Origin of the sequence: Micromonospora sp. CA-269861 (assembly GCF_050948505.1) — a bacterium.
Lineage (GTDB): Bacteria > Actinomycetota > Actinomycetes > Mycobacteriales > Micromonosporaceae > Micromonospora.
The window spans coordinates 5,154,717-5,173,758 of sequence record NZ_CP192014.1 but is presented as its reverse complement, the minus strand read 5'-3'; the positions used below and the strand labels follow the sequence as shown (position 1 = coordinate 5,173,758).

Sequence of the window (19,042 nt, the reverse complement as noted above, 5' to 3'; positions counted from 1 at the left end):
ACACAGTCACATGCCCAGGTCGGCGGCGCGCAGCCGCCGAGCCGCCTCCACCGAGCCGTTCACTTGGACCCGGGCCACCCGTTGTCGGCCGGAGAAGAACAGCACCAGCTCGGCCGGGGCGCCGACCAGGCGTAGCGGCTCACCACCGCGACCGACGGAGATCTCACCGTGGCCGGGCGCCTGCACGTAGAGGTCCGCCGGAAAGCGGCGCAGTGCCAGCCGGGCCATCGGGGCCGCGCGTTTCCAGAGGGCGTTCTGCAGGCCGGTGGGCAGGTCGCGCGGCTGCCACCCGGAGCCGGCCCGCCGGACGTCCTCGTGATGGATGAAGAACTCCATCGTGTTGGCCAACTCGTCGGTCACCGGGTTGCTGACCGGGCTCCACAGCGGCGGTCGCCGCACCTGCGCCACCAGGTCGGGGTAGGGCCGTGCGGCGATCCGCCGACGGACCCGCTCGGCGTAGCCGCGCAGCGGTGGCAGCACGATCCCACCCGCCGCGTCCGGACGGCGCTCGCGCAGCACCAGGTGCGCGGCGAGGTCACGGGTCGCCCAGCCCTCGTTGATCGTCGGGGCGGCCGGCCCGAGGGCCAGCAGAAGATCGGCCAGCGCCTCGCGCTCGGCTCGGGCGTACCGCGGCATGGCCCGATCGTAGGCCCGGTGGCCCATCGGCGCGCGACGGCGGACGCCGGTCGGCGCTCGCGGCCCACCGCCCGTCCGGTACGTGACGGTCGACATATCCGGTCAGGCTCGGCGGCGCTGGCCCCGACCGGTAAGGATGAGGGAGATAATTGTGGCTTACGGCGGGGGAGAGCGTGGCGAGCAAGACAAGTCGGGACGTTCTCAGTCGAGGGCTGGGGGTCCTGCGGCAGGCGATCCGTGAGCAGCCGCGGATCTTCGCGGTGGCGGTCGTCGGCAGCGTGCTCTTCGGCGGGATGATCATTGTCAGTGCACGGGTCGTCGGGTCGGTCATCGGTGAGGTGGCACTACCGGCCATCGAACGCGGCGAGGTGGGCGCCGGCACCCTGGCGCTGGCCGCGGCCGCGCTGTTCGGAATCAGCGTGCTGCGCGTGGCGGGCATCTTCGGCCGTCGGCTCGGCGCCGGCTACATGCAGTACCGCCTCCAGGCCTCCTACCGCCGGCGGGTAACCCGTCGGTACCTGGAGCTGCCGCTGTCCTGGCACCACCGCAACTCCACAGGCACCCTGCTGTCCAACGCCAACTCCGACGTGGAGGCGGCCTGGTACCCGATCGCGCCGCTGCCGTTCGCCGTGGGCACGCTGGTGATGCTTGTCGGCGCGATCGTGTCGCTCTTCGCCACCGACTGGGCGCTCGCCCTGGTCGGCCTGGCGGTCTTCCCCGCGCTGTTCGCGCTCAACGTCGTCTACTCCCGCCGGATGGCCCCCCGGCAGGCGCGGGCGCAGCGGCTGCGCGCCGAGGTCAGCGGGATCGCCCACGAGAGCTTCGACGGCGCCCTGGTGGTCAAGACGATGGGCCGCGAGGCCCAGGAGACCGCCCGGTTCGCGGGCCGTGCCGGTGAGCTGCGCGACTCGCTGATCGCGGTCGGCCGGCTGCGCGGCATCTTCGACCCGCTGCTGGAGACCCTGCCCAGCCTCGGCACCCTCGCCGTGCTCGTGGTCGGGGCGTTCCGGCTGCGCCAGGGCGCGATCAGCGTGACCGAGCTGGTCAGCGTGGCCTTCCTCTTCACCGTGCTGGCCTTTCCGGTGCGGGCCATCGGTTGGGTACTGGCCGAGCTGCCGCGCAGCGTCGCCGGCTGGGACCGGCTCCGCCGGGTGCTCGACGCCACCGGCGAGATGCCGTACGGGCAGCGGGTGCTCGACCCGGCCGACTCCGGCCCGGCCAGCCTCACCTTCAACGACGTGCACTACTCCTACCCGCCGGCCGAAGCGCACCCGCCGGGCGCGCAGGTCCTCGGCGAGGTCGGTTTCACCGTCCCGTCCGGTCGGACGGTGGCCCTGGTGGGGCCCACCGGGGCCGGCAAGTCCACAATCACGTCGCTGGCGGCGCGCCTCGTCGACCCGGACTCCGGCACGGTGAGCCTGGACGGCGTGGACGTGCGCGAGCTGACCGCCGCGTCGCTCGCCGGCACGGTGGCCCTGGTCGCCCAGGTGCCCTTCATCTTCGACGACACGGTCCGCGCCAACATCGCCCTCGACCGGCCCGGTGTCGACGACGAGATGGTCTGGGCGGCGTTGCGGCTGGCCGAGGCGGACGGCTTCGTCGCCGCGCTCCCCGACGGTCTGGACACCATGGTCGGCGAGCGGGGCACCTCGCTCTCCGGCGGTCAGCGGCAGCGGCTCACCCTGGCCCGCGCGCTGGCCGGTCGGCCGCGCCTGCTGGTGCTCGACGACGCGACAAGCGCTGTCGATCCTCGAGTGGAGGCGGCCATCCTGGCGGGACTGCGGTCGTCGACCGCCGAGGCGGGGGTTCCGGCCGCGTCGATCCTGGTGGTGGCGTACCGGCGGGCCACCATCGCGCTCGCCGACGAGGTCATCTACGTGGAGCAGGGACGTGTGGTCGCCCGGGGCACCCACAGCGAGTTGCTGGCCACCGTGCCCGGGTACGTCGACCTGGTGACCGCCTACGAGCAGGCCGAGGTCGAGCGTGCGCAGGAGAGTTCGTACGGCGACGACGTGGCGCCGCTGCCGTCGGGCCTGGAGATCGAGGTGGACCGGTGAGCGCGAGGAGTGCGGCGCAGCGGAGCCCCGCAGTCGCGAACGAAAGGCGGGCCCGGTGACGTCGACGGTGAACGGTGACACGCAGGAGGCGCGGGAGGAGACGACCTGGCAGACCCTGCGTCGGGGCCTGGCGCTGTCGCCGGAGCTACGGATCGGGCTGGCCGGCACGTTGGCCCTGGCGTTGGTCTACATGGTCGGTCGGGTCGCCGTACCGGTCGCCGTGCAGCAGGGCATCGACAAGGGTCTCGTCGGCGGTCTGGATCTGAACGTGGTCTGGTCGGTGGTGGCGATCACCGCGGCGATCCTGACGATCACCACGATCTGCGGCTACCTGATGATGCGCCGGCTGTTCACGGTCAGCGAGACGGCACTGGCCAACGTCCGGACTCGGGCGTTCCGACACGTGCACGACCTGTCGATGTTGCACCAGCAGTCGGAGCGACGGGGTTCGCTGGTCTCGCGGGTGACCAGCGACGTCGACCAGATCACCCAGTTCCTCCAGTGGGGCGGGGTGATCCTGCTGGTCAACCTCGGTCAGCTGGTGGTCACCACCGCCGTGATGCTGGCGTACTCCTGGCAGTTGACCCTTGTGGTGTTGGCCGCGTTCGCGCCGGCGGTGTTCGTCATCCGGCAGTTGCAGCGTCGCCTCGGCACGGCGTACGCGACGGTGCGCCAACGCACCGGGACGCTGCTCGGCGCGATCGGCGAGAGTGTGGTGGGCGCGCCGGTGATCCGGGCGTACGGGATCGCCGCGCGCACCGAGCGGCGGCTGGACGAGGCGATCGATAGGCAGCGTCTGGCGCAGCAGCGGGCGATCCGGATCAGCATCGTGGGCAGCTCGGTCGGCGAGTTGGCGGCGGGGTTGGCGCTGGCCGGCGTGGTGGTGCTCGGCGTGCTGCTGGGGGTGGACGGCACGCTGTCGATCGGCCAGCTGACCGCGTTCCTCTTCCTGGTGACGCTCTTCATCCAGCCGGTGCAGATCGCCACCGAGGTGCTCAACGAGGCGCAGAACGCGATCGCCGGCTGGCGTCGGGTGCTGGACGTGCTGGACGTCGCCCCGGATGTGGCCGACCCGGGGGAGCAGGGGCGGGAGCTGCCGGGCGGGCCGTTGGACATCCGGTTCGCGGGTGTGCGGTTCGCCTATCCGGGTGGTCCGCCGGTGCTGCACGACATCGACCTGGAGATCCCGGCGAAGAGTCGGGTGGCGGTGGTCGGTGAGACCGGCAGTGGCAAGACCACGTTCGCGAAGTTGCTGACCCGTCTGATGGATCCGTCGGCCGGGGCGGTGCTGCTGTCCGGGGTGCCGTTGACGGACGTCCGGTTCGACTCGCTGCGCTCCCGCGTGGTGATGGTGCCGCAGGACGGGTTCCTCTTCGACGCGACGGTGGGGGATAACGTCCGGTTCGCCCGGCCGGAGCTGACCGACGAGCAGCTGAGCGCCGCCTTCACCGAGCTGGGCCTGTCGGACTGGCTGGAGGGTCTGCCGGCGGGCCTCGACACCCCCGTCGGGGAGCGTGGTGAGGCGTTGAGCGTCGGGGAGCGGCAGCTTGTCGCGTTGGCCCGTGCGTACGTGGCGGACCCGGACCTGCTGGTGCTCGACGAGGCGACGAGCGCGGTGGACCCGGCGACGGAGGTGCGGTTGCAACGCACGCTGGACGCGGTCACCCGAGGTCGGACGACCCTCGCTATCGCGCACCGGCTCTCCACGGCGCAGGCCGCCGACGAGGTGATCGTGGTGGACCGGGGTCGGGTGGTCCAGCGCGGCCCGCACGACGAGCTGGTCCGCGACGCCGACTCGGTGTACGGCCTGCTCTACGCCTCCTGGCTGGAGCAGACCCGGTGAGGTGCGGCGGTGTGGTGGACGACGACGGGCGGGTGCTCTAGGCTCCGGGTTAGGTAAGCCTAACCTCTGAAGGAGGTCGCGCCCATGCGGCCCAACTCCGCCGAGATCGTCCGTACCCTCGTCGCCGGCCGCCTGCCCGGTCTCGTGCACCTGGCCCACCGGCCGGGCCCGCACCACGCCCGGCACGTCACCGACTCGGACGGGCGGGTGCTGCTGCTGGTGCCGGTGGCCAGCCACCTGGCCGCCGCCCTGCAACCGACCGCCGGGGGCAGCGACGTCGCGGTGGTGCTCGACGTGCTCGACCTGCCGCCCGCCGCCGGCGCGCCCGGTCTGGGGCGTGCCTGGGTGTCCGGCTGGGCGGCCGAGCTGCGCGGCGACGAGGCCCGCCGCGCGGCTGTCGACTTTGCCGAGGTGGAGCCGACAGGTGACCTGCTCGACCTGGGCACCCGGTTCCGGCTGTTCCGGTTCGAGGTGGTCGAGGTCCGCTGGGAGCGGGCCGGCGTCGTGCACCGGATCGACCCGGTGCAGTACGCCGAGGCCGAGCCGGACCCGGTGCACCCGGTCGAGGCCCGCCTGCTCGCCGACCTCGCCGAGTGCCACGGCGCCGAGGTGACGGAGTACCTGCGCCGGCAGCTCGGGTTGACCGAGCAGACCCCGGACGGGCCGCCCCGGGTGGTGCGCATCGACCGCTACGGGCTGGTGGTCGCCCTCGGCCGTCCCAATGCCCGGCGGCGGGTCCGGCTGGCCTTCCCCGGCCCAGTGACCGACCCGGCCGAGCTGCCCCACCTCCTGCCCCCGCTCCACCCAACAGCCGAAGCCCGCCCGCCCCGCTGACCCCCGCCCCCGGGTTGGGCGGGGCCCGGCGTCGGGTCAGGTTGGCAGTGGGCCGGTCAGGTAGCGCTGGATCGTGGGGCCGATCGCGGCCACCAGGGTTTCCGGGTCGGCCGAGGCGACCGGCTCCAGGCGCACCACGTGCCGCATCATGGCCAGGCCGATCATCTGGGTGGCCACCAGGGAACCCCGCAGCGGTAGCTCGGCCGGATCCACGTCGAGGTTTTCGAGCACCCGGCGCAGCACCTGGGTCGTGACGAACTCACGCAGCAGTCGGGCGGTCCACTCGTTGCTCACCGCGGAGCGCAGCAGTGCCTGTGCGGCGCTGCCGGCCGGAGAGTCCCAGACCCCGAGGAAGAGGCGCACCATCCGTTCACCGACGGCGTCCCGGTCGCCGGCGAGCACCTTCGGCACCAGCTGACCGGGGTCGACCGGAAAGTTCATCGCGGCCAGGAAGAGCTGGTCCTTGCTGCCGAAGTAGTGGTGCACCAGCGCCGGGTCGACCTCCGCCGTGCCGGCGATGGCCCGGATCGAGGCGGCGTCGTAGCCACGGTCGGCGAACGCCGTCCGCGCCGCGTCGAGAATCGCCTCCCGGGTGCCCGGTTTGCCGGGTCGCCGGCCGGTTCGCCGCGTCATCGCCGCCCTTCGTTCGTCCGCCCGGCCCGTCGTGGGCCCGGACCGGCCCACGACTGGGCCGGGGTCAGTCACCGGCCCCGGCGTTGGCGGTCAGCCGCTGCGACGCCGCAGGGTGGCCGCCGCGAGCACCAGCGCCAGCACCACCGCGCCGAGCACCACCGCGACATCCCGCCACATCCGGCCGGTCGGCTCGGCGTGGGCGCCGACCTCCTGCAACGCCTCGATGGCGTACGACAGGGGGAAGGCGTCACTGAGCGCCTGGAGCCAGCCGGCCATCTGGTCGCGGGCCACGAACAGCCCGCAGAGCAGCAGTTGGGGGACCACCACGACTGGCAGGAACTGTACTGCCTGGAACTCGGTGCGCGCGAAGGCACTGCACAGCAGCCCGAGGGCGACGCCGAGTACGGCGTCGAGCACCGCGATCCCGATCACCAGCCCGATGCTGCCCGCCGTTTCCAGATCGAAGATCCAGTACGCCACGGCGGCGGCGACGGCTGCCTGCACGGCGGCGGCCAACCCGAACGCGATGCCGTAGCCGAAGAGCAGATCGAGCTTGCCCAGCGGAGTGGTGAGCAGCCGCTCCAGCGTGCCCGACGTGCGTTCCCGCAGCATGGCGATGCTCGTCACCAGGAACATGATCACGAAGGGGAAGATGCCGAGCATGACCAGCGCGATCCGGTCGAAGGTCGTCGGTTGGCCGGGCGGGGTCGGCTGGTCGGCGTACATGAAGTAGACCAGGGTGAGCAGGACGGCCGGCACCACCACGAGCAGCCCGATGGTCCGCCGGTCGTGCCGGAGTTGACGCAGGATGCGGCCCGTGGTGGCGGCGAGGATTCGCGCGTTCATGCTGTCTCCCGTGCGGCTGTCGCGTCGGTGCTGGTGGAGGCGGCCTCGCCGGCCCGGATGAGCCGTAGGAACGCCTCGTCGAGGTCGTCCACGCCGGCGGCGGCGCGGATCGCGGCCGGGCTGTCGTCGGCGATCAACCGCCCCTGGCGGATCAGCAGCAGTTGGTCGCAGCGCGCCGCCTCGTCCATCACGTGGCTGGACACCAGCAGGGTGGTGCCGGCGGCGGCCATGGCGTGGAACCGGGCCCACAGGTCGGCCCGCAGCACCGGGTCCTGACCGACGGTCGGCTCGTCGAGGATGACCAGCTCCGGCTCCCCGACCAGTGCACACGCCAGCGAGGCTCGGCTGCGTTGACCGCCGGAGAGGGTGCCGACGAGTTGACCGGCCGCCTCGGCCAGCCCGACGTCGCTTATCGCCCGATCGGCCTCGACGTGACCACGCCCGTACAGGGCCGCGAAGTAGCGGGCGTTCTCCCGGACGGTCAGGTCGCCGTAGACGCTCGGCGCCTGGGTCAGGTAGCCCACCCGGTGCCGCAGCGCGGGCGTGCCCGCCGGTTGGCCGAGCACGGTGACCGTCCCGCCGCTGACCAGCTGCACCCCGACCACCGCGCGCATGAACGTGGTTTTGCCGCTGCCGCTGGGGCCGAGCAGCCCGGTGACCGCGCCCCGCGGGACACGGCAGCTGATGCCGTCCAGCACCCGCCGCCCACCCCGGTCGACGACCAGGTCTCGGACGGCTATCGCATCGTCCATAACGCACCTCCACGAAAAACTCATCACCTGTTGAACTCAACGCTAGATGAAATCCTGTGCCGGGCGCAACGGCCCGAAGCGTTGTCCGGCGGTCGACCGTCGCGGGGAGTGTGAGAACGGGCAGTAGGCTCCGGACCGGACACGAAGTCCGCCAACGGGCATTGCGCGCTGATCGGACGTGCGGCACGATGGCGCGGTGGGTCACGCTCCGTTACCGGATAGCGGTTTTCTCGAGGATTGGGCCGCGCGGTTGCGGCAGGCGGCCGAGCGGCCGGTCGTCGGCATCCTGTTGCGCGGCAGCCACGCCCGCCGCGCCGCCACCGCGCACAGCGACGTCGACCTCGACGTGTTGGTCGGCGGTGCCCCGTACGCGGCCCGCCGGGCCTACCTGGCCGAGTCCGCGGGCCAGGTCACCCACGTCTCGGTGGCCGCCCGCGACGTCCGGTCCTGGGTGCACCGACTCGGCGAACCGGCCGACTGGGCGTTCGGGCTGCCGGTCACCGCGCCGGCGCGGCTGCTCTGGGCCGACCCGCACTGGCGTCCCCGGATCGACCTGCCGGTGCTCTGCCAGCCCGCCGAGCCACCCCGACTGGAAGAGATGATCGCCACTCTGGGTAAGGCCGCCGCCGCCCGCGCGGCCAGCGACCGCCTCGGGGTCCGGCTCGCCGTCGCCGACCTGGCGCGGCTCTGCCCCTCGGTGCTGCGCCCGGCCAACCCGTCCGTACGGGTCCACTCCCGCCGGGCGGCTTTCGCGGCGGCCCTGGAACTGCCGGTGGCCCCACCCGGCTACCGGACGGACATGCTGCTCTGCCTCGGGCTGCGTCCGGGCGCCACCGGGCAGCTCTGGGCCGCCGCCGTCCGTCTGGTCGCCGGCACGCTGCCGTTGATCCGGCCGTACGCCGAGGAGATCGCCGACACGGCCGGCGCGGACCTGGCCGCCGCCCTGGTCGACGGCCGGCTGGACAGCTATGTCGCGCAGCTGGCCCGACCGGCCGGACCCTCGCCGCAGCCCCGCCCCTCGGGGCCGGTGTCGCAGCCCTGGCGGGAGCGGTCGGCGGTGCCCGCGCCGCGTGCGGGAGAATTGCTCACTGTGCCCGTACCTGACCCGCCGGTGACCGGCGTCCCCAGCGATCCGAACGAGCTGGCCGCGACAGCGCCGGCGCGCCCGTCTCGGCTCGACCCGGCCATCGCGGCCCTGCTGCGCCGCTCCGCCGACGGTCTGGTCGCCGCCGTGGTGCGCGCGCACGACTCCGGTGAGGTGCTGATGGTCGCCTGGATGGACGACGAGGCGTTGCACCGCACCCTCACCACCGGCCGGGCCACCTACTGGTCGCGCAGCCGACGCGAATACTGGGTCAAGGGCGCCACCTCCGGGCACCACCAGTACGTGCGGTCGGTCGCCCTGGACTGCGACGGGGACGCGCTGTTGGTGAGCGTGGACCAGGTCGGCGCGGCCTGCCACACCGGCCACCGGACCTGCTTCTTCACCGAGCTGCCCGTCACCGGGACGGAGGCACACCAATGACCGACGGCACCCTCAGCCCTGACCTGGCGACCTTCACCGAGCTGGCCGCCGACTGGCGGGTGGTGCCGGTCACCCGGCGGCTGCTGGCCGACGCGGAGACCCCGGTCGGGGTCTACCGGAAGCTGGCCGGTGGACCGGGCACGTTCCTGTTGGAATCGGCCGAGCAGGGCGTCGGCTCGGCCGGGATGGCCTGGTCGCGGTATTCGTTCATCGGCGTACGCAGCAGCGCGACCCTGATCGAACGCGACGGCGTGGCGACCTGGCTCGGCCAGCCGCCGGCCGGGCTGGCCACCGAGGGTGACCCGGTGCGGATGCTGCGGGAGACGGTGGCGGCGCTGGCCGGCCCGGTCGGGCACCCGTCCGACGGTCTGCCGCCGCTGACCGGGGGCATGGTCGGTTACCTCGGCTACGACCTGATCCGGCGCTTCGAGCGGTTGCCCGAGCTGACCGAGGACGACCTGGGTGTCCCGGAGCTGGGCATGATGCTCGCCACCGACCTGGTGGTGCTCGACCACTACGACGGCTCGGCGATCCTGGTCGCCAACGCGGTGCTGCCGCCGTTGGACGCCCCGGACCGCGCCCCGCAGGTCGCCGCCGCCTACCACCACGCGGTGGGTCGGTTGGACGCGATGACCACGGCGCTGTCCCGGCCCATCCCGCCGATGATCTCCACTGTCGAGAGGCCGCCGGCCGGCGAGGTGCTCTGCCGTACGCCCGACGGCGGGTACCCGAAGGCGGTGGAGGCGGCCAAGGAGGCGATCCGGGCCGGTGAGTGCTTCCAGATCGTGCTCTCCCAGCGCTTCGAGCGGACGACCCACGCCGACCCTTTGGACGTCTACCGGGTGCTGCGCACCAGCAACCCCAGCCCGTACATGTACCTGCTGCGCTTCGACGGGTTCGACATCGTCGGCTCGTCCCCGGAGGCGCATCTGAAGGTCACCGGGGCCGCGGACGGGCAGCGCAAGGCGTTGCTGCACCCGATCGCCGGCACCCGGCCGCGGGGCGGCACCCCCGCCGCCGACGCCGCGCTCGCCGCCGAGCTGCTCGCCGACCCGAAGGAACGGGCCGAGCACGTGATGCTCGTCGACCTCGGCCGTAACGACCTGGGTCGGGTCTGTCAGCCGGGCAGCGTGGAGGTGCCCGAGTTCGCCACCATCGAGCGGTACAGCCACGTCATGCACATCGTCTCCACAGTCACCGGCACGCTGCGTGACGATCAGAGCGCCTTCGACGCGCTGGCCGCGACCTTCCCGGCGGGCACGCTCTCGGGTGCGCCCAAGGTGCGCGCCATGGAGATCATCGAGGAGTTGGAGCCGGTCCGTCGTGGGCTCTACGGCGGCACCGTCGGCTACTTCGGCTTCGGTGGCGACCTGGACATGGCGATCGCCATCCGGACGGCGCTCATCCGCGACGGCCGCGCCTACGTCCAGGCCGGGGCGGGAGTGGTCGCCGACTCGGACCCGGCCGCCGAGGACCAGGAGACGCGGAACAAGGCCGCGGCCGTGCTGGCCGCGATCGCGGCCGCCGAAACCCTCCGGCCGGCTCGGTGAGCGCGAGGAGTGCAGCGAAGCGGAGCCCCGCAGTCGCGAACGAAGGGCTAGCTCGGTGAGCGCGAGGAGTGCAGCGAAGCGGAGCCCCGCAGTCGCGAACGAAAGGGCGAATTCGTGAGCGGGGAACGGTCCGTCGTGGGTCGGCGTGCCCTGACGTACGCCGTGTTGCTCTGTTTGGCCGGTGCGGGCCTGGCGCTGTGGGCCGCGACGCGCAGTTGGTCGGTCGAGTTGACGGTGCGGCCGGCGCCGCTGCCGCCGGTGCGTGACACCCGTAGCGGTGCGAGCCTGCTGCCCTGGCTGCCGGCGCTGGCCCTGGTGACCTTGGCCGGGGGTGGCGCGGTGCTCGCCACCCGGGGCCGCCTGCGTCGCGTGCTCGGTGTGCTGCTCGGTGTGCTCGGTCTGGCCGTGGCGGCCGGCGGCGGGTATGGGCTGGTAGCCGACGTGAGCGGCGCGGTGAGCCGGCAGTGGCCGGCGCTCTGCCTGCTCGGCGGCCTGCTGGCCGCCGTGGGCGGCTGGTGGACGGCGTTGCGTGGCGGTGACTGGCCGGCGATGGGCGCACGGTACGAACGTCCGGCGCGGACCGTTCCGGAGGCTTCGTCGGCGCGGAGCGACCCGGCCGAGCCGCCGACGCCGTTGACGGGGCGGCGGACCACCGAGGCGTGGGACGCGCTGGACCGGGGCGAGGACCCGACGGCCGGTTGACGCGGTGGCCGGCGGGCGCTGTCAGCCGACCGGCTGGCGTTCCCACTCGGCGCGGTGACTGGCGGCGCGGGCGGCGGTCAGTTCGGCGACCAGGCGGTTCAGCTCGGCGCGCTGGTCGGCGCGGGCCCGGTCGGCGCAGACCGCCTCCCAGGCGTTGCCTCGTGCTGTCCGCATCCGTCCCTCGCCCACCACGGCACGTTCCACGGTGTGCACCACTCCGACGGCGAGCGAGGCCACCGTCCGCGAGATGGTGGTCAGTCCGATGGTCGGGTGCGGCTCGGAAATGCTCACGGTCACCTCGCAGGAGGAGTTGCGGCGGTCGGGGCAGGCGCGCCATCGAGTCTGCCCGAGGACGATGCTCGCCGGTCGACGTTTCGCCGCGGTGACCGCCCGGTCAACTGTCGCCCCTCGGCCGTGACCAGGGACCGTCCGTTCGGCCTTGAGCTTGCTCACAGCATCGATCGACATCGCTGCCGTCCGGCGCGGAGCGGGAACTGGTGGCATGATCGATGCATCGGCCCGGTCTGACGGCGGCCGCCAGGCTCCATACCGCGTGACGGTGGTCGATACCGGAGGTGGCGCTGCGTGACAACCTCTTCACGGCAAGTCGGCCATTATGCCGCAGGCCTTTTCGTGAGCAGCGCCATACCCCCGGCATTCGGCGTCGGTCGGCTGCCCCTAGCATCGGCCCATGACGCCCGGAGAGGGGAGTCCGTTCGTGACTGCTGAGCATGCGCACGCGGAGGGGGACGAGGCCGGCCAGGCAGCGTCCGTAAGCGTGCTCGACGAGATCCTGGCCGGCGTACGTGAGGACGTCGCCCGACGCCAGGAGCAGGTTCCGCTGGAGCGGATCCGTGAACTGGCGGCGGCGGCGCCGCCGCCCATGGACGCGTACGCGGCGCTGCGTAAGCCCGGCGTGGCCGTGATCGCCGAGGTGAAGCGCTCGTCGCCGTCCAAGGGTCGGTTGGCCGAGATCGCCGATCCGGCCGACCTCGCTGTCGACTATGCGGCCGGTGGGGCGCGGGCGATCAGCGTGCTGACCGAGGGGCGCTGGTTCGGTGGTTCGCTCGACGACCTGGCGGCTGTCCGCGCCGCGGTCACCGTGCCGGTGCTGCGCAAGGACTTCGTGGTCTCCAGCTATCAGATCCACGAGGCCCGCGCGCACGGCGCCGACCTGGTCCTGCTGATCGTCGCCGCACTCGAGCAGAACGTCCTGATGGGTCTGCTGGAGCGGATCGAGTCGTTGGGCATGACCGCTCTGGTCGAGGTGCACGACGAGGAAGAGGCCGACCGTGCGCTGGAGGCCGGCGCGCAGGTGATCGGGGTGAACGCCCGTGACCTGCGTACCCTGGAGGTCGACAGGTCGGTGTTCGAGCGGATCGCGCCCGGCCTGCCCAGCAGCGTCGTCAAGATCGCCGAATCCGGCGTTCGTGGCCCGCACGACCTGATCCGGTACGCCTCCGCGGGCGCCGACGCGGTCCTCGTGGGCGAGGGCCTGGTCACCCAGAAGAGCCCCCGCGAGGCGGTCGCCGAGTTGGTCAACGCCGGCAACCACCCGGCAACGCCCCGGCCGGTGCGCTGACCCCGCGCCGGTCTGACGTCCCAGCGAGAGGATTCCCGATGAGCGCCGACGCGCTGGCCCCGGTGGCCGGCCCGCAGCCCGACTCCGCCGGCCACTTCGGCCGCTTCGGCGGTCGGTTCGTTCCCGAGGCCCTGGTGGCCGCGCTGGACGAGCTCGACGGGGCATGGCGTACGGCGATGGCGGACGAGTCCTTCCGGGCCGAGTTCGGTGCCCTGCTGCGCGACTACGCCGGTACTCCCTCGCTGCTCTACGAGGCCCGGCGGTTCTCCGCGAAGGTCGGCGCGCGGGTGCTGCTCAAGCGGGAGGACCTCAACCACACGGGTGCGCACAAGGTGCGCAACGTGCTCGGTCAGGCGCTGCTCACCAAGCGGATGGGCAAGACCCGGGTGATCGCGGAGACCGGCGCCGGCCAGCACGGTGTCGCCACCGCTACCGCCGCCGCGCTGTTCGACCTGGAGTGCGTGGTCTACATGGGCCAGGTCGACACCGAGCGGCAGGCGCTCAACGTGGCGCGGATGCGGATGCTCGGCGCGACAGTCGTCCCGGTCACCAACGGTTCACGCACCCTGAAGGACGCGATGAACGAGGCCATGCGCGACTGGGTGGCCAACGTCGACGAGACGCACTACCTGATCGGCACCGCCGCGGGCCCGCACCCGTTCCCGGCGATGGTGCGCGACTTCGTCCGGGGCATCGGTGACGAGGCCCGCCAGCAGTGCCTGGACCTCACCGGAGCGCTGCCGGACGCCGTCACCGCCTGTGTCGGCGGCGGCTCCAACGCGCTCGGCATCTTCCACGCGTTCGTGGGCGACGAGGCCGTGCGGCTGTACGGCTTCGAAGCCGGTGGCGACGGGGTGGCCACCGGCCGGCACGCGGCGAGCATCACCGGCGGGTCCACCGGGGTGCTGCACGGCACCCGCACCTTCGTGCTCCAGGACGCCGACGGGCAGACCCTGGAGTCGCACTCGATCTCCGCCGGCCTGGACTACCCGGGCGTCGGGCCCGAGCACGCGTGGCTGCACGACACCGGCCGGGCGAACTACCTGCCGGTCACCGACGACGAGGCGATGGCCGCGTTCGAGCTGCTCTGCCGCACCGAGGGCATCATCCCGGCGATCGAGAGCGCACACGCGCTCGCCGGCACCGTCGCGCTGGCCCCGAAGCTCGCCGCGGAGCTGGGCCGCGAGCCCACCATCGTGGTCAACCTCTCCGGGCGGGGCGACAAGGACGTGCACACCGCCGGCGACTACTTCGGCATCCTCGACAAGGAGCGGTGAGATGAGCCGGATCGGGGTGGCCTTCGACAAGGCCCGCGCCGACGGACGGGCACTGCTGGTCGGCTGCATGCCGGCCGGGTTCCCCACCGTCGAGGGCAGCATCGCGGCGATGACCGCCATGGTCGAGGCCGGTGTCGACGTCATCGAGGTGGAGATTCCCTACTCCGACCCGGTGATGGACGGGCCGGTGATCCAGCGGGCCAGTGACATCGCGCTCGCCGGCGGCGTACGCACCGCGGACACGATGCGCATCATCGAGGCGGTGGCGGCCACCGGCGCTCCGGTGGTCACCATGACCTACTGGAACCCGGTCGAGCGGTACGGCGTGGACGTCTTCGCCCGTGACCTCGCCTCGGCCGGCGGCACCGGCCTGATCACCCCGGACCTCATCCCCGACGAGGCCGACGAGTGGTTGGCCGCCTCGGACGCGCACGGGCTGGACCGCACGTTCCTGGTCTCGCCGTCGTCCACCGACGCCCGGCTGGCGATGACCGCGCAGCACTGCCGTGGCTTCGTCTACGCGACAGCCGTGATGGGGGTGACAGGTGCCCGGGCGCGTACCTCGGACGCCGCCCCGACGCTGGTCTCCCGGGCCCGCGCGGTCACCGACCTGCCGATCGGTGTCGGCCTGGGTGTGGGCACCGGCGCGCAGGCCGGCACCGTCGCCGGTTACGCCGACGGGGTGATCGTGGGCAGCGCGCTGGTCCGTTGTGTGCTCGACGCGTCCACCGAGGCGGAAGGGCTCGCCGCTCTGCGTACCCTCAGTGCCGAACTGGCCGAGGGCGTCCGCAACCCCACCCGCTGAGTCCGTTCGCGACGGAGGCCGCCCAGGACAATCGCGGGCCGGTCAGGGGTGCAGGGACGGGTCCGCGGCCTCGCCGCGTTGCTCCGGTGGCTGCCCCGCCACCGGGTGCCCGTCCTTGCTGGTCGCCGGCCGCTGCCCGTCCTGGGTGGTCGCCGGCCGCTCCTCCTCGATCGGGCGAGCCGGTGGCGGTGGCGCGGTGTCGACGGTGCCGGGCCGCCAGGGGACGTCGCGGAGCACGCCGGAGCGGCCGGCGGTCGCGTCGGTGACGGCGGCCCGGGTGAGCGGGGTGACCACCTCGGGCAGCGCGGCGGGGAGTGCCAGGACAACCGGCAGCCCGGCGGTGGGTCGGTGGCGGGTCGGACCCCGGCCGCGCGGGCGCGGAACACGTGCACGAGGACGTCCGGCAGTGGCCCGGCGCGTCCGGCCGCAGCCTCGCCCGAAGGGCCGGTCAGGTGGTAGACGCCGACCAGGTCGATCAGCTCGATGTCCCAGCCGGTCTCCGCGCGGATGTCCCGTAGCGCCGCGCGCACCGGGCCCTCGGCCGGGCGCAACCGCCCGCCGGGCAACGCGTATCGGCGCGCACCCCGGCCCTGCTGGCAGAGCAGCACCCGACCGGTGTCGTCGGTGACGACGGCGGCGACCGCCCAGGTGAGCGCGCTCATGGACAAAGAGCCTACGGTGGTGCAAACCAGAAGTCACCGGGATGCGCCCTCCAGCGGCCCGGGGTGCCGCTGCAGGGGTGTGCAGCGGTAGCGTGTGCACCCGTGACCCTCGCCTCGCTCTCCCCCCAGGCGGCCCTGCCCAGTCCCAGCACCGCGGTCTGGCAGCTCGGGCCGGTGCCGATCCGGGCCTATGCGCTCTGCATCATCGCCGGCATCGTGCTGGCCTGCTGGGTGACGGAGCGCCGGCTGCGGCAGCGCGGCGTCGCGCCCGGCGCGACGCTCGACATCGCCGTCTGGGCGGTGCCCGCGGGCATCATCGGCGCTCGGATCTACCACGTGCTCACCTCACCGGAGAAGTACTTCGGCGCCGGTGGGGACCCGATGAAGGCGTTCGCCATCTGGGAGGGCGGTCTCGGCATCTGGGGCGCGGTCGCCGGTGGCGCGGTCGGCGCGTGGATCGCGGCCCGACAGCTCGGCATCCCGCTGGGTGTGGTGGCCGACGCGCTGGCCCCCGGGCTGCCGCTGGCCCAGGCGGTCGGGCGGGTCGGCAACTGGTTCAACAACGAGCTGTTCGGTGGCCGGACCACCCTGCCGTGGGGCCTGGAGATCCATCGGATGGACCCGGACAACCCCGGGCACGCGCTCCGGGACGACGCCGGGCAGCCGATCCTCGAGCCGGGCTTCTACCAGCCCACCTTCCTCTACGAGTTGCTGTGGAACCTCGGCGTCGCGGCCCTGGTCCTCATCCTCGACCGCCGGCTCAAGCTGGGCCGGGGCCGGGCGTTCGCGCTCTACGTGATGGGTTACACGGTCGGCCGGTTCTGGATCGAGCTGATGCGCACCGACGAGGCCAACCAGATCCTCGGCGTCCGGCTCAACGTCTGGACGGCCGCCCTGGTCTTCCTCGGCGCGTTGATCTACTTCGTCCGGGTGCGCGGCCCTCGGGACTATCTGATCCCGCTCGGCCCGGCGGCGACGACCCCGCTCCCCACGTCCGACTTGTCGCAGGTCGACCTCTCCGAGCGGGAGACCCCCACCCGCGCCGCCGCGCCGGAGGGCTACCGGGTGGTGAGCGAGGAGCAGTACGCCGCCTGGCAGGACACCGGCGTCGTACCGCCGGCGACCGACGACGACTCCCGTCCGGAGGACGATGAGCCGTCCGACGACGCGGCAGCCGTCGACCTCACGTCGAGCGACGACGAGCCGGGGGACGAACCGTCCTCCGCTCGCACCGACCGGGCCGACGCCACGGGCGCGCGTCCCGCCGACCGGGACAGCTGAGCGGGGGCGGCACCGATGCGAAGCGCGGTGGTGGTCGGCGCAGGGGTCGGAGGCCTCGCGGTGGCCGGCGCGCTGGCCCGTTCCGGCTGGCAGGTCACCCTGTTGGAACGCGCCGAACGGGTCCGCCCCGAGCCGACCGCAGTGGTGCTCTGGCCCAACGGCGTCCGCGCGCTACAGGCCCTCGGCCTCGGCGCGGGCCTGGCCGCGATCGCCACCCCGTTGCCCGACGGAGGGGTCCGGCGCCCGGACGGGCACTGGCTCGTGCAGCCCCGGCCCGTCCCGGCCGACCGGATGCCCGTGGTGGTGCACCGGGAGGACCTGCACGACGCGCTGATCGCCGGGCTCGGCGACCGGGTCGAACTGCGTACCGGGGTGACAGTGCGGCACGTCCGCGTCGAACCGGGCGAGCGACCGGGAGTCAGCGACGGGCGGCACACCATCGAGGCCGATCTGGTGGTCGCCGCAGACGGCACGGACAGCGGCATCCGCCGTCAACTCGCACCCGAGTCCCGGGTGGTCAGCTCAGGGTGCGCCGCCTGGCGGGCCGTCATTCCCTGGTACCAGGCACCTCGACTCCCCGACGATCAGCCGATGGCCGGCGAGATTCTCGGCGCGGGTTACCGGTTCGTGGCCGCGTCGCTGGGTGAGCGCGGGTCCTCGGGCGGGTCCACCCGGGGCGGCATCTACTGGGTGGCCACCGCTGCCGGCGCGCCACGCCCGGAGCCACCGGAGACCCAGCTCGCCCTGCTGCGCCGCTGGTACGCGGGCTGGCCCGCGCCGGTCGGCGCGCTGCTCGAGGCCACCGACCCGGCCGACCTGGTCCAACAGGAGGTTCGCGAGCTGCGCCCGCTGCCGCGCTCGTACGGCTTCCCGGTCGGGCCCGGCGGGGTGGTGCTGCTCGGTGACGCGGCGCACGCCATGCCGCCGCACCTCGGGCAGGGCGCCTGCCTCGCGTTCGAGGACGCCGCCACGCTCGCGTCGCTGCTGCGGGAGGCCCGGCTGCCCGACGCCGTCCAGGCGTACGACCGGGTGCGTCGCCCCCGAGCCACGACAGTGGTCCGGCAGACCCGGCGGATGTCGGCGGTGCTCCAGACCCGGGGCCGGTTGGCGCTGCGCGCCCGGGACGCCGCACTGGGCACGATCAACTCGCGGCTGCTCTCCAGCGCCGCCACCAGCGCCGCCCAGTGGCGTCCTCCGGCCGGACCTGCGGTCAGGGGATGAGGGCGGCGGGTTCGGCGATGCACGCGGTGCCGATTCGGCGGAAGCCGACCCGCAGGTAGACCCGCGCGATCTCCTCGCTGCCCGCGGAGAGGAAGACCAGTTCGGTGCCGGCCGCCAGCAGTTCCCGGGCCAGGGTGGCGGTGAGCGCGGCGCCCAGTCCGCGTCGCCGGGCGGACGGCAGGGTGGCCACCCCGGCGATCTCCGCGACGTCGTCCACCCGCATCGCCATGCCGCTGGCCAGCGCGCCCTCGGTCGGTGTGCCGGCCAGCGCGGAGATCCGTCGGCCGTCGGCGATCCGGGCGCGCTCCTCGTCGAGCGCGGCCAGTTCGAGTTCGGTGACGGCGGCGTCGCGTTCGGCCGGTCCGGCCTCTCCGGTCGCGGTGCCGGCGGCGGCGAACGACACCGCTGCCACCGCACGCCGGGCGGCGACATCGGCGGCGAGGCCGGGGGAGTCCGCTGCCAGCACCCGCACCGCCGCCTCGGACAGTGTCGCCGGGTCGGGCAGCGCGCTCGGGTCGAGCACCATCAGCGGCGCCTCCAGCACGCTGAGCCCCGCCGAGCGGGCCACCGCCAGCAGTTCGGGGGTCGTTTCGTGCACCCACTCGAAGGCCTCCGGCAGGCCCAGCTTCCGCTGGCGCTCACGAACCGAGGTCACGTCGGACAGCGACGGCGGCTCGGTGGCGTCGAGCCGGGGGCGGGCGTAGAACGGCCAGCCGGCACCTTCGCGGACGAACAGCACCAGCGCGCCATGCTCCTCCGCACCGGCGACGTCGCGGGGCACCGCGTCGTAGAAGCGTTCCAACCGGTCGAAGACGTGCTTGTGTAGCGGATCCACC

18 protein-coding genes and 2 pseudogenes are annotated in these 19,042 nt (G+C 73.3%); 12 read left to right on the top strand and 8 right to left on the bottom strand.

Annotated features, from left to right (window positions below; translation table 11 throughout):
- Window positions 1-6: 6 nt before the first annotated feature.
- Complete coding sequence (locus ACQP0U_RS23530; protein WP_433310818.1) at window positions 7-636, bottom strand: TIGR03085 family metal-binding protein; 630 nt, start codon at window positions 634-636, stop codon at window positions 7-9.
- 173 nt (window positions 637-809) lie between these two features.
- Here ACQP0U_RS23530 and ACQP0U_RS23525 point away from each other — a divergent pair, with 173 nt between their 5' ends.
- From ACQP0U_RS23525 to ACQP0U_RS23515, 3 genes are all read left to right on the top strand, one after another.
- Entirely contained in the window at window positions 810-2,693 is a 1,884-nt protein-coding gene (locus ACQP0U_RS23525; RefSeq protein WP_433310815.1) for an ABC transporter ATP-binding protein, read from the top strand.
- Between the two features lie 55 nt (window positions 2,694-2,748).
- A complete protein-coding gene (locus tag ACQP0U_RS23520) occupies window positions 2,749-4,536 on the top strand; it encodes an ABC transporter ATP-binding protein (protein ID WP_433310812.1) in 1,788 nt (595 codons plus the stop codon).
- 84 nt (window positions 4,537-4,620) lie between these two features.
- Window positions 4,621-5,370, top strand: a complete 750-nt coding sequence (locus ACQP0U_RS23515; RefSeq protein ID WP_433310809.1) for a DUF2470 domain-containing protein — start codon at window positions 4,621-4,623, stop codon at window positions 5,368-5,370.
- A gap of 36 nt (window positions 5,371-5,406) precedes the next feature.
- Here ACQP0U_RS23515 and ACQP0U_RS23510 read toward each other — a convergent pair whose 3' ends face one another.
- From ACQP0U_RS23510 to ACQP0U_RS23500, 3 genes are all read right to left on the bottom strand, one after another.
- Complete coding sequence (locus tag ACQP0U_RS23510; RefSeq protein WP_433310807.1) at window positions 5,407-6,003, bottom strand: TetR family transcriptional regulator; 597 nt, start codon at window positions 6,001-6,003, stop codon at window positions 5,407-5,409.
- Window positions 6,004-6,093: 90 nt separating this feature from the next.
- Window positions 6,094-6,849: an ABC transporter permease gene (locus ACQP0U_RS23505; RefSeq protein WP_433310804.1), complete on the bottom strand. Its 756-nt coding sequence runs from the start codon at window positions 6,847-6,849 to the stop codon at window positions 6,094-6,096.
- Window positions 6,846-7,601, bottom strand: a complete 756-nt coding sequence (locus tag ACQP0U_RS23500) for an ABC transporter ATP-binding protein (protein WP_433310801.1) — start codon at window positions 7,599-7,601, stop codon at window positions 6,846-6,848. Before ACQP0U_RS23500 ends, ACQP0U_RS23505 begins: the two co-directional genes overlap by 4 nt.
- 598 nt (window positions 7,602-8,199) lie before the next feature.
- On the opposite strand from ACQP0U_RS23500, the pseudogene ACQP0U_RS23495 reads away from it, so the two are divergent.
- The 4 genes and pseudogenes from ACQP0U_RS23495 to ACQP0U_RS23480 all read left to right on the top strand — a co-directional run.
- Window positions 8,200-8,436 (top strand): annotated as a pseudogene (locus tag ACQP0U_RS23495) (phosphoribosyl-AMP cyclohydrolase); the annotation flags it as partial.
- Window positions 8,437-8,691: 255 nt separating this feature from the next.
- Window positions 8,692-9,126, top strand: coding sequence for a phosphoribosyl-AMP cyclohydrolase (gene hisI, locus ACQP0U_RS23490; RefSeq protein ID WP_433321064.1), 435 nt, complete (start codon window positions 8,692-8,694; stop codon window positions 9,124-9,126).
- Entirely contained in the window at window positions 9,123-10,676 is a 1,554-nt protein-coding gene (locus tag ACQP0U_RS23485) for an anthranilate synthase component I (RefSeq protein ID WP_433310798.1), read from the top strand. The genes hisI and ACQP0U_RS23485 overlap by 4 nt, the downstream gene beginning before the upstream one ends.
- 114 nt (window positions 10,677-10,790) lie before the next feature.
- On the top strand, window positions 10,791-11,378 hold the full coding sequence (locus ACQP0U_RS23480) for a Trp biosynthesis-associated membrane protein (protein WP_433310796.1): 588 nt from the start codon (window positions 10,791-10,793) through the stop codon (window positions 11,376-11,378).
- 21 nt (window positions 11,379-11,399) lie between these two features.
- Here the strand turns inward: ACQP0U_RS23480 and ACQP0U_RS23475 are convergent, their stop codons facing one another.
- Window positions 11,400-11,669, bottom strand: coding sequence for a hypothetical protein (locus ACQP0U_RS23475; protein ID WP_433321062.1), 270 nt, complete (start codon window positions 11,667-11,669; stop codon window positions 11,400-11,402).
- A gap of 487 nt (window positions 11,670-12,156) precedes the next feature.
- Between ACQP0U_RS23475 and trpC the strand changes: the two genes are divergently transcribed.
- From trpC to trpA, 3 genes are read left to right on the top strand one after another with little or no spacing between them, the layout of a single operon-like run.
- The gene (gene trpC, locus ACQP0U_RS23470; protein WP_030334428.1) at window positions 12,157-12,960 is read left to right on the top strand and encodes an indole-3-glycerol phosphate synthase TrpC; all 804 of its coding nucleotides are present in this window, start codon (window positions 12,157-12,159) and stop codon (window positions 12,958-12,960) included.
- A 38-nt stretch (window positions 12,961-12,998) separates the two neighbouring features.
- Window positions 12,999-14,237 carry a tryptophan synthase subunit beta gene (trpB, locus tag ACQP0U_RS23465; RefSeq protein ID WP_433310793.1) on the top strand — a complete coding sequence of 413 codons (1,239 nt, stop codon included), beginning with the start codon at window positions 12,999-13,001 and terminating at the stop codon, window positions 14,235-14,237.
- Between the two features lies 1 nt (window position 14,238).
- A complete protein-coding gene (trpA, locus tag ACQP0U_RS23460; protein ID WP_433310791.1) occupies window positions 14,239-15,042 on the top strand; it encodes a tryptophan synthase subunit alpha in 804 nt (267 codons plus the stop codon).
- Between the two features lie 42 nt (window positions 15,043-15,084).
- Here trpA and ACQP0U_RS23455 read toward each other — a convergent pair whose 3' ends face one another.
- Window positions 15,085-15,336 carry a hypothetical protein gene (locus ACQP0U_RS23455; protein WP_433321360.1) on the bottom strand — a complete coding sequence of 84 codons (252 nt, stop codon included), beginning with the start codon at window positions 15,334-15,336 and terminating at the stop codon, window positions 15,085-15,087.
- A gap of 74 nt (window positions 15,337-15,410) precedes the next feature.
- Window positions 15,411-15,704 (bottom strand): annotated as a pseudogene (locus tag ACQP0U_RS23450) (NUDIX hydrolase); the annotation flags it as partial.
- 102 nt (window positions 15,705-15,806) lie between these two features.
- Between ACQP0U_RS23450 and lgt the strand changes: the two are divergent.
- Both lgt and ACQP0U_RS23440 read left to right on the top strand, forming a co-directional pair.
- Window positions 15,807-16,985, top strand: a complete 1,179-nt coding sequence (gene lgt / locus ACQP0U_RS23445; protein ID WP_433310788.1) for a prolipoprotein diacylglyceryl transferase — start codon at window positions 15,807-15,809, stop codon at window positions 16,983-16,985.
- Between the two features lie 15 nt (window positions 16,986-17,000).
- The gene (locus ACQP0U_RS23440; RefSeq protein WP_433310785.1) at window positions 17,001-18,206 is read left to right on the top strand and encodes an FAD-dependent oxidoreductase; all 1,206 of its coding nucleotides are present in this window, start codon (window positions 17,001-17,003) and stop codon (window positions 18,204-18,206) included.
- On the opposite strand, the gene ACQP0U_RS23435 is transcribed toward ACQP0U_RS23440, so the two are convergent.
- Entirely contained in the window at window positions 18,196-19,041 is an 846-nt protein-coding gene (locus ACQP0U_RS23435; RefSeq protein ID WP_433310782.1) for a GNAT family N-acetyltransferase, read from the bottom strand. The genes ACQP0U_RS23440 and ACQP0U_RS23435 overlap by 11 nt on opposite strands.
- Window position 19,042 lies beyond the last annotated feature (1 nt).